This window comes from Humibacter ginsengisoli (assembly GCF_054780095.1).
Genome location: NZ_BAAGWZ010000008.1, coordinates 1 through 9514 on the forward strand (window position 1 = coordinate 1; position 9514 = coordinate 9514).

Below are 9514 nucleotides of genomic sequence, written 5' to 3' on the forward strand. Positions count from 1 at the left end.
CGGCCACGCCGACCCCACCATCCCCAACTTCGATCGAGAAGAAATCCTGCCAACTACTTGACGCGGGACATCGCTAACGAGTTTCGTCGTGACTACAGGCGTGGGCGTCGGGCTGGGTGTCGGCGTCGATGAGACGGCAACACCAGCAGGGGCTGTCGTTGGATGCGCGGCGCCGTAGGCAGTGGTCGAGCCAATAAAGATGGTGAGTGCTATCCCCACGCCGATGGCTGCTGCGACGCGTTTCCGGGGCAATCTCAGCCAAGTAGCTCGCCGGAAGATCCATCCGTAGACAGCGGTGGTGAGGACTACCAACGCGATCACGGCAAGCATCGACCAGATGCCACCCGCCAACGAGACAAGAGCAAGAAGGGCGGTGCAGCCGACCCCAACCCATGTCGAAACAGGCACTTTGCGAAGCCAACCCGACCCTCGCTTCGGATCTCCTGGGGGCGCGATTGACATAACTCTCCTCAACTGGGCTTACGGCTCCCTAGCATGTCGCTCCGATCAAGCGCCCGTCTTGCCCCACTAATGGGGAACGAGTGCGAGTTGACTGCCGCCGCGGTAACCGCGGATGAGGATCTACAGAGGGTGCCTTCGACCCATAAGAGCGGCTCAGCCGGGTGATCCGCATTTCCAGATCGCCGGATATGATCTGAATATTCGGATCGGAGGTCTCATGGCCGAGTACGACGCTCGCATTCGTAGCCCCCACGACTTCGGGCTCGTCCTGCAGCAGGCCCGCGATGGGATGGGCGTCTCGCAACGAGAGCTCGCCCGGCGCATCGGGCTGAGTCAGCGAGCGATCAGCGAAATGGAGTCTGGGCGACCCACCCTGTGGGCTCGCCGGTTGTTCGAGCTGCTTGAGGCGACCGGTGTGCAGCTGACCGCGCAGTGGGCTGATGATGAGGACCGCGGATGAAGCTCGCGGTCGAGCTTTACGGTCAGAGGATCGGGCACCTCGACGGCGATGATCCGCGTACGTTCGTGTTCACGGAGACGACGGATGCCGTTCGCGCATTCGGCGCGGGAAGCCGCATCCTCTCGATTGCCATCCCGCTCGGGAGCCACCCACGCAAGGCTGATGCCGGTCGAAGGCGCAACTTCTTTGCCGAGCTCCTTCCGGAAGGGCGCATCCGCACGGCGATGTTCGACGCTGCCGGTATTCGGCGGCCCGACGACGTCTTGGCCTTCCTGAGTGTCTATGGTCGTGACGTTGCGGGCGCCCTTCAGATCTGGAACGTAGATGATCCCACCGAACCCAAAGAGGGCGTGGGGGTACCTGTCGACGGCGCTCAGATCCGATCGCTCATGGAGCGGTACCTTCGTACTCCACTCGGCAACGCCCCGGACCACGGCCGCACGTCTCTGGCCGGCGTGCAATCGAAGATCGTGCTGGCGAGGGAGGGCGCCACCTGGCTGCAGGCCATCGACGGCTACCCGTCCACCCACATCCTCAAGCCGGCGCTCAACGACGGATCCGTTCGGGAGACCATGATCTTCGATGAGGAGTACGGAGCACGGGTCGCGCGAGCGGCGGGCATCCGCACGGTGGATGCCCGTATCGAGCAATTCGCGGGCCTGGACGCGCTCGCCATCACGAGGTACGACCGCGATTCGAGCTACCCGGGCGATCGGGTGCATCAGGAGGACTTCAATCAGATTCTTGGGGCATCCGGCGACCAGAAGTACCAGGAGCACGGCGGACGCGTCACTCTCCGACGCGTAGCCGAAGCACTCGAGACAGCCGGCGCACCTCGGGAGATCGAATCGCTGGCCGAACAGGTTGTGCTCGCGTGCGCGATTGGCAACCTCGACCTGCATGCCAAGAACATCTCGGCCCTCCACCTGAACGACGGCACGGTGCAGCTCGCGCCGGCCTACGACGTTGTTCCCCTGACCCACGTGCCCGGAATCGACGGACGCTTGGCAATGGCAGTCGGTGGCGTCTATGCGCACGCGGCACTTACGCGAACCGACCTCGTCCGCGAGTTCGCATCCTGGCGGCTTCGCCGGGCTGAGGCAGTGATCGACGAGACTCTCGCACACGTTCTCGACGCGGCCGAACATGAGGCACCACTTCCCGGTGCCGCCCCATCGGTGCAGGACGACATCGTGCGCATTGCGCGGAACCTGCTCTCCGGCCAACCGGCGGGGCGCACGCGATAGGGCGTCAGCGAGACGCACTCTCCGGCGCCCGCCACAGCGAGTTCCGTCCACAGGAACGTAGCGCCTGCCGTGCCGAGTCAGCAGTCCTGGCTATCATCGCCACGTGGGCAGGCAGACTCTGGAGCGGGCGTACACCGTGCCGTTGTACACGAAGGGCGAGGTGGCGAGCATCGTGGCTGCCCCGGCGTCCACCGTCCACAGTTGGCTCGTGGGTCGCGCTGCCGACGGGCGCTCGTACCCGCCTGTCATTGAAGGTGTCGGTAAGGGTGCCGGCCTGCGGGTGTCGTTCACAGGCTTGGCCGAGGTGTACGTGCTGAACGCGTTCCGGAAAGCCGGCCTTCCTCTTCAACGCATTCGCCCCGCCGTGCAAATGCTCAAGGAGCATTTGCAGTTGGACCATGCGCTGGCAAACAAGCGTTTGGTCACCGATGGTGCTGAGGTTCTCATCAAGTCGGATGATCCCGCAGACAAACGACTGATGGTCGTGCGCAACGGCCAAGCCGTTTTCAATGAGGTCGTCGAGGGCTACCTGAAACAGATCGACTTCAGTGACCTGGGCTACGCGTCCTCGATTGCTCTTCCCCAATTCACCGACACGAAGGTCATCGTTCGGCCTTTGCTCAATGGCGGCAGGCCGACCATCGAATCGCGAGGTATCGCGCTGGACGATCTGCTCGGGCGAGTTCGTGCTGGGGAACCGCCTGCCGAAGTCGCGGAGGACTTTCGGCTCGATCTCAACGATCTTCTGTACCTGAATTACGCAGCCGCTTGATTCACGATGCGCTCCGACTTGCGGTTCTTCATCGACCGTGGAGTCGGTTCGCGCATCGTGCCTGAGGGATTGCGTGCCGCGGGCTGGATTGTTCTGACGATGGACGAGCGATACGGGATGGCAAAGTCACAGCTCGTGGATGATCCGGTCTGGATCCGGGAGGCATCAGAGCGCGGCGAGGTGCTCATCACAAAGGATCGAAATGTGGCTAAGCGGCCGTTCGAAGCGGAGGCGATCTCTGCGGCGGAGGCTCGAGTCCTCGTCATCGCCAGTGGCAACTTGACCGGGCAAGAGGCGCTTACTCGGCTTGTGTCTAACGAAACGCGAATCGAACGTGCCGCCGCTGATCCAGGCCCGTGGGTTCTCGGCGTCTACGCCGAGCGGCTTGGACGCATTCGACTGCGTCGCAGCACCTGACCCGGCTACCGCACATATCGGCACACCCCAACCCGCGACAATAGAACCCGTGACACGAACGGTACGGGGCGCGCGCATCCTCATCACGGGTGCGGCCAGCGGCATGGGCAGGCTCTATGCCGAGCGGGCCGTGCTCGAGGGCGCCGCGTCTGTCGTGCTGTGGGATGTCGACCGTGCGGCACTCGACGAGGTCGCGGAGGTGCTGCGCGCGGTTGCCGAGACGGGCACGAGCATCCATCCGTACGTCGTCGATCTCGCCGAGATGGGCGCCATCGCACAGGCCGCACACAAGGTGCGGAGGCTGGCAGGCGATCCGGACATCCTCATCAACAACGCCGGCATCGTTCGCGGCGCCCTGTTCTGGGAGCACGACAACGGCGACGACACCCGCAAGATCATGCAGGTGAACGCGCTGGCGCCGATGTACGTGACGCGCGAGTTCCTGCCGTCGATGATCAAGGATGCCTACCGCGCCAAACGCATCGTGAACGTCGCGTCGGCCGCGGGGTTGCTGTCGAATCCGCGCATGAGCGTGTACGCGGCATCCAAGTGGGCGGTGATCGGCTGGAGCGACTCCCTGCGCCTCGAGCTCGAGCGCGAAGACCACGGAAACGTCAAGGTCACCACCGTCGCCCCGAGCTACATCGACACCGGCATGTTCGAGGGAGCGCGCGGACCGCTGCTCACGCCGATCATGCGTCCGGACTACGTGGTCGACAAGGTGTGGGATGCCATGCTCGCCGGACGCCCGCTGCTCACGCTCCCGAAGTCGGTCGCGCTCGCCCGCGCGCTGAAGGGCATCCTTCCGGTACGGGCGTGGGATGCCGTCGCCGGTCCGGTCTTCGGCGTCTACTCCTCGATGGACGACTTCATCGGGCGTCGCTGAGGCTGGTGCTCAACGGGCGGTACGTGCGGCGTGCGGCTCAGAGGTGGTGCTTAGTCAGCCAGGCGCGGAGCACGGCGTTGAACTCGTCCGGATGCTCCACGCTCGGCAGGTGCGCCGTGTCGCTGAAGATGTATCCCTCGGATCGCGGCAGCGCCGAGACGAGGAACGCCTGCGCGGCGAGCTCCGCCGACAAGTCGAACTCCCCTGCCGTTGCCAGCAACGGCACCTGCAGATCGTTGATCGCCTCGTACGCGGTGGGCTCGGCCGGCTCGACGATCGGCGCCTCCGAGCGGTGCGCCGCGTTCGGCCGGTTCAGCGCGAACGCGGTGTCGACGAATGCGGGGTCGAGCTTCGCGGCATCCCGCGTGGGCGCGATGGCCCACAGCAGCGTCTCGAGCTCCACCACCCGCGGCCAGTCCTGCTCCTCGTACGCGTCGTCGAGGGCGTCGAAGGCGGCATCCTCGGCATCCGTCAGCTCGACATCCGGCAGGCCACTCGGTGTCGACCCAACGGTCACCACTCCGGTGATGCGCTCCGGCGCCTCAAGAGCGAGGTCGAGCGCGATCCGGCCGCCGCGCGAAGCGCCGATGACGCACGCCTTCTGAACACCGAGGTGATCGAGCAGGTCGAGCGCGTCGGTGCGGTCGCTGAACTTCACGTCGTCGGTGCGCGTCTGGCCGAAGCCGCGGGTGTCGAATCGCACGACGTAGTGGTCGTCGACCAGCACAGGCACGAGCGGGTCCCACATTCGCAGCGACGCGATTCCGGCGTGAATGAGCAGCACGGTCGGAGCGGATGCCGGCCCTTCCGCCTCGTAGTACAGCTCGGCTCCCGGCACGCTCAGGTGTGGCATGGTCCGAGCCTACGGCCGGCCGGATGCGCGAGCCAGGAGTCGCGGCGGCAACGGTTGCCATCGCCGGCGCGGAGGTCAACCCGCGGTCCGTAGGCTTGAGCGGTGACAGGCGTGCTGATCGGGTTCGGGATCATCGCGTTCGTCATCGTCGTCGGCTACTTCGCCGGACGACTCGGCGTCGGCGGCCCGTCCGCAGGGTTCGTGCTCAATCGGGTCGCGTTCTTCGTGACCAACCCGGCTCTCCTCTTCACCGTGCTGGCCAAGGCCGATCTCCGCGAGGTCTTCTCGTCGAGCGTCATCATCGCGGCAGCCTCGGCGATCGCTTCCGCCGGCGTCTTCGTGCTGGTGAGCCGGTTGTTCTTCCGCAGGTCCGCCGCCGAGACCACTATCGGCGCGCTCGGCGCAGGCTACGTCAACGCCAACAACATCGGGTTGCCCGTGGCCGTATACGTGCTGGGGAATGCATCATTCGTGGCGCCGGTGCTCCTGCTGCAGCTGATCGTGTTCGCGCCGACCGCACTCGTCGTGCTCGACATCACTGCGCATGGACGGGCATCCATCCGCTCGATCGTGACGCAGCCGGTGCGCAACCCCATGATCCTCGCCTCTCTCGCCGGACTGGCACTCGACCTGACGGGCTGGAAGGTTCCGGATGCCGTGTTCCAGCCCTTCGAGTTGCTCGGCGGGGCCGCGGTTCCGCTGGTGCTCCTCGCGTTCGGCATGTCGCTGCGCGGCGCCCGCCCGCTTCGCGCGGCACACGAACGGATGCCTATCGTGGCGGCATCCATCGGCAAGGTCGTGTTCATGCCGCTGGTGGCATGGATCGTCGCCGCGTCGCTCGGGCTGCACGGGCACGCGCTGTTCGCGGCCGTCGCGCTCGGTGCCCTGCCGACGGCGCAGAACGTGTTCAACTTCGCCAGTCGCTACCAGCGAGGCGAGGTGCTCGCTCGGGACACCGTGCTCGTCACGACGATCGCTGCCATACCGGCGCTGATCGTCATCGCGTGGCTGCTGGCATGACGGGATAGCGCACGCGCTACCCGAAGATCATCGGGCGGTCTTCGTCTTCGTTCCCACCGTGCAGTGAGACGTCGAGCTCGACCATGACCGGCACGTGGTCGCTGGGTGCATCACCCTTGCGCTCGTTGCGGTGGATGCTTGCGTGCGTCACGAGGTCGGCGAACGGCTGCGATCCCAGGATGAAGTCGATGCGCATGCCCTCGTTGCGCGGGAAGCGCAGCTGCTTGTAGTCCCAGTACGTGAAGCCCTCCGGCTGGTACGGGCGCACCACATCGGTCATGCCGATCGTCTCGAACGCGGCGAACGCTTCACGCTCCGGCGCCGAGATGTGGGTCGACAGACCGGGCACGACGGCGGGATCGCCGTTGTCGGCATCCGTCGGCGCGATGTTCCAGTCGCCCATCAGCGCGAGGGGTTGGTCCGGATTCTCGGCCAGCCAGGTGCGGGCATCCGCTGCGAGAGTCGCGAGCCAGTCGAGCTTGTACGTGTAGTGCGGGTCCTGAAGCGAACGGCCGTTCGGAACGTAGAGGCTCCACAGCCGCAGACCGGCGATCGTCGCACCGATCGCGCGCGCCTCACGCGGCAGGTCGGGGCCCTCCTCGCCCTTCAGGAAGCCGGGCATGCCGTCGAACTCGGTGGCGACATCCTCGATCGGCAGGCGGGAGGCGATGGCGACACCGTTCCACTGATTGAACCCGTGGATCGCTACCTCGTAACCCGCCTCTTCGAACGCTTCGAGCGGGAACTGCTCCGGCTTGCACTTGATCTCCTGCATCGCCAGAACGTCGACGTCTTCGCGCACGAGCCAGTCGACGATGCGGCCCACGCGGGCGCGGATCGAGTTCACGTTCCAGGTGGCGACACGCATGCGGCCCAATCTATCGGCTGGATCCGACAGGGCTCGACGGTCTACCAGCCGCCGCCTCCGCCTCCGCCGCCACCGCCGCCGGAGAATCCTCCGCCGCCGGAGCCGCCGAACGAGCTGGAGCTGCCGCTCGACGACGACGGCGTCGTGGCGAAGCTGGAGGTGGAGAATGCGCTCGACCACAGCGCGAGCGTGAGGAACGGCGATGGGCCGCTGTACCAGTCAGGTGCGTTCTCGCCGGTCGTGGCGTAGCGGTCTTGGAGCACCTTCACCCACTGCTCGGAGACTCCGAGCACCATCGCGTACGGCAGCACCTTCTCATACAGCTTCACCACGGCCCCGGAGTCGCTCACGTCGACACGCTCTGCCGTCTTCGGGCTCTGCAGGAACGCCAGCCGGTCCTTCTCGGCCAGCTCGATGTACTGCTCCAGGCCCTCCAGGTGGTCGCGCACCTCTGCACCCCGGTCGGTGATGCGCAGACGCGGCGCCGTCAGCACGAGCAGCACGATCGCGAAGGCCGCGGCCGCGACATCGGGTAGCACGACCCACGGCACGCCAGCGTGGTTGGCTGCGGCGAAACCGAGGTGCACGATCGGCAGAATCAGCAGGGCGAAGAGGCCGAACCGCACCCACCCGTTGCCCTGGCGCTTCGTCCTGGCCCGCAGCCCGAGCTCGGTCACGCGCTTCGGCGCGGATGCCCGCTGCTTCGCGAGCGCATCCCCCAGCGTGCGATCGGTCTGGTCGAGCACCCGATAGTTGCCGACGATCCCGCCGGGGAACAGCACCTGCATCAGCGTCACCTCGGAGCTGTCGAGAGCCGACCAGTCGGCGTTCGTGAGAGTGACCGTGTAGCGAGAGCTGCTCGGGGCATCCGCGTTCTCGGAGATGGTGAGGTACTTCCCCACCGCCAGCCCGACGAGTTCGGCGGGGAACGCCGCGTTGCCCTTGCGCAAGAAGTCAGCGGCAAGCATCGGCCAGACACCGCGTGGCGCGTCGTACTCGGGCACGATGATGCCCCGCCCCTTGGCATCCCGGAACGGTCCGGTGCGCAGGTAGATCACCCAGGCGAGACCGCCGAGCAGCGGGATGAAGAACAGCCACGGCACGACCACCCACTGCCAGGCCTTCTGCTCGTGCGGCGGCTCGGCGAACGCGGAGTTCTCGAAGCCGATCGCGACCGTGAGCGACTTGTAGTAGTTCAGTCCTCGAACGCTGGCGACGATCGACCCGCTGTCGGTGCCGATCGTGCACGGCTCTTGCGAGACGCCCTTGGCGGATTCCTTCGCCAAGGGGTAGCACGCCATCTTGCCGTTTAGTGCCGCAGCGGTGCCGTTGTGCAGGTAGATGCGTACAGAGGTCTCGGCGATCTGCGAGTTCCAGCCGGTCCCGTTGACGTCCCAGTACAGTTCGGCGTCATTCGTGTCGGCGAAATGCCAGACGACGTTCTTCAGCGTGTACCGGATGACATAGGTCTTCGCGCCGTGCACGTACGCGTTCTTGTCGCCGATGCGCAGAACGGTCATGTCGTCGCCATACCCGGCGTCCCCGCTGTCCACCGTCTCGTACGGCTGGGGCGTGCCCCGGGCATCCGTGATGGAGACGACGTGCGGGTGCAACGCGATGTCCTGATTGAACGTCGGGATCGCACGCTCGATGCCGTGGTTGACGTCGGCCTCGGGGAACCGCACGCCGATGGTCTCGGTGACCGTCATCGACGAGTTCTTCGCCGCATCACGGTGCAGGTCGTACACGGCGTCGAACCGGTCGAGCGTGAGCGAGGTCACAGGGTCGTCGGCGAACGGGCGGACGCTGCCGGCGGATGCCTGACTCGCGGCAGAAGCGCGGGCGGGCTCCGAGTCGAGGGTGATGCCCAGGGCACCGAGCGTGCCGAGCGCGAGCACTGCGGCAGTCACCTTGACGACGTGTGCGATGCGCATCGCCCCAGGGTAGCGAGGGGCGGCGTGGCCCGCGGAGTTGCGGGCATCCGGGGCCTTCACAGCCCCACCACGACTAATCTTTATCCGTGACCGACACCCGCCAGCAGCTCATCGACCACATCTCGAACGAGGCCGTCTTCCACGGTGACTTCACGCTGACGAGCGGCAAGAAGGCATCCTTCTACGTCGATCTGCGCAAGGTGAGCCTCGACCACCGGGTCGCTCCTCTGATCGGTCAGGTCATGCTCGACCTCATCGCCGAGGTTCCCGATGTGGTCGCCGTCGGCGGGATGACCATGGGCGCGGACCCGATCGCGGCCGCGATTCTGCACCAGGGCGCCGCGCGCGGCCTGGCGTACGACGCCTTCGTGGTGCGCAAGGAGCCCAAGGACCACGGCCGCGGCAAGCAGGTCGAGGGACCGGAGCTCGAGGGCAAGCGCGTCGTTGTGCTCGAAGACACCTCCACGACCGGCGGATCCCCGCTCAAGGCGATCGAGGCGCTGAAGAAGGTCGGCGCCGAGATCCCCGCCGTCGCCGTCGTCGTCGACCGCAACACCGGCGCCCGCGAGGTCATCGAGCAGGCCGGCTACCCGTA

At 66.2% G+C, this 9514-nt stretch carries 10 protein-coding genes; 7 read left to right on the top strand and 3 right to left on the bottom strand.

Going from position 1 to position 9514, the window contains the following annotated elements:
• Window positions 1-679 precede the first annotated feature (679 nt).
• From ACYVI5_RS14075 to ACYVI5_RS14095, 5 genes are all read left to right on the top strand, one after another.
• A complete protein-coding gene (locus ACYVI5_RS14075) occupies window positions 680-922 on the top strand; it encodes a helix-turn-helix domain-containing protein (RefSeq protein WP_460580754.1) in 243 nt (80 codons plus the stop codon).
• Window positions 919-2169 (top strand): type II toxin-antitoxin system HipA family toxin, encoded by a 1251-nt coding sequence (locus ACYVI5_RS14080; protein WP_460580755.1) that lies wholly within the window; start codon window positions 919-921, stop codon window positions 2167-2169. Before ACYVI5_RS14075 ends, ACYVI5_RS14080 begins: the two co-directional genes overlap by 4 nt.
• 103 nt (window positions 2170-2272) lie before the next feature.
• On the top strand, window positions 2273-2941 hold the full coding sequence (locus tag ACYVI5_RS14085; protein ID WP_460580756.1) for a DUF433 domain-containing protein: 669 nt from the start codon (window positions 2273-2275) through the stop codon (window positions 2939-2941).
• 18 nt (window positions 2942-2959) lie between these two features.
• A complete protein-coding gene (locus ACYVI5_RS14090) occupies window positions 2960-3358 on the top strand; it encodes a PIN-like domain-containing protein (RefSeq protein ID WP_460580757.1) in 399 nt (132 codons plus the stop codon).
• 49 nt (window positions 3359-3407) lie between these two features.
• On the top strand, window positions 3408-4244 hold the full coding sequence (locus tag ACYVI5_RS14095) for an SDR family oxidoreductase (protein ID WP_460580758.1): 837 nt from the start codon (window positions 3408-3410) through the stop codon (window positions 4242-4244).
• A gap of 37 nt (window positions 4245-4281) precedes the next feature.
• Here the strand turns inward: ACYVI5_RS14095 and ACYVI5_RS14100 are convergent, their stop codons facing one another.
• The gene (locus tag ACYVI5_RS14100) at window positions 4282-5097 is read right to left on the bottom strand and encodes an alpha/beta fold hydrolase (RefSeq protein WP_460580759.1); all 816 of its coding nucleotides are present in this window, start codon (window positions 5095-5097) and stop codon (window positions 4282-4284) included.
• A gap of 102 nt (window positions 5098-5199) precedes the next feature.
• On the opposite strand from ACYVI5_RS14100, the gene ACYVI5_RS14105 reads away from it, so the two are divergent.
• On the top strand, window positions 5200-6117 hold the full coding sequence (locus ACYVI5_RS14105) for an AEC family transporter (protein ID WP_460580760.1): 918 nt from the start codon (window positions 5200-5202) through the stop codon (window positions 6115-6117).
• A 16-nt stretch (window positions 6118-6133) separates the two neighbouring features.
• Here ACYVI5_RS14105 and ACYVI5_RS14110 read toward each other — a convergent pair whose 3' ends face one another.
• Together ACYVI5_RS14110 and ACYVI5_RS14115 are read right to left on the bottom strand one after the other, a co-directional pair.
• Window positions 6134-6985 (bottom strand): exodeoxyribonuclease III, encoded by an 852-nt coding sequence (locus tag ACYVI5_RS14110; RefSeq protein ID WP_460580761.1) that lies wholly within the window; start codon window positions 6983-6985, stop codon window positions 6134-6136.
• A 41-nt stretch (window positions 6986-7026) separates the two neighbouring features.
• Window positions 7027-8919 carry a DUF2207 domain-containing protein gene (locus ACYVI5_RS14115; protein ID WP_460580762.1) on the bottom strand — a complete coding sequence of 631 codons (1893 nt, stop codon included), beginning with the start codon at window positions 8917-8919 and terminating at the stop codon, window positions 7027-7029.
• A gap of 86 nt (window positions 8920-9005) precedes the next feature.
• On the opposite strand from ACYVI5_RS14115, the gene pyrE reads away from it, so the two are divergent.
• Window positions 9006-9514, top strand: a 509-nt coding sequence (pyrE, locus tag ACYVI5_RS14120) for an orotate phosphoribosyltransferase (protein WP_460580763.1), incomplete at its 3' end; no start/stop codon positions are given.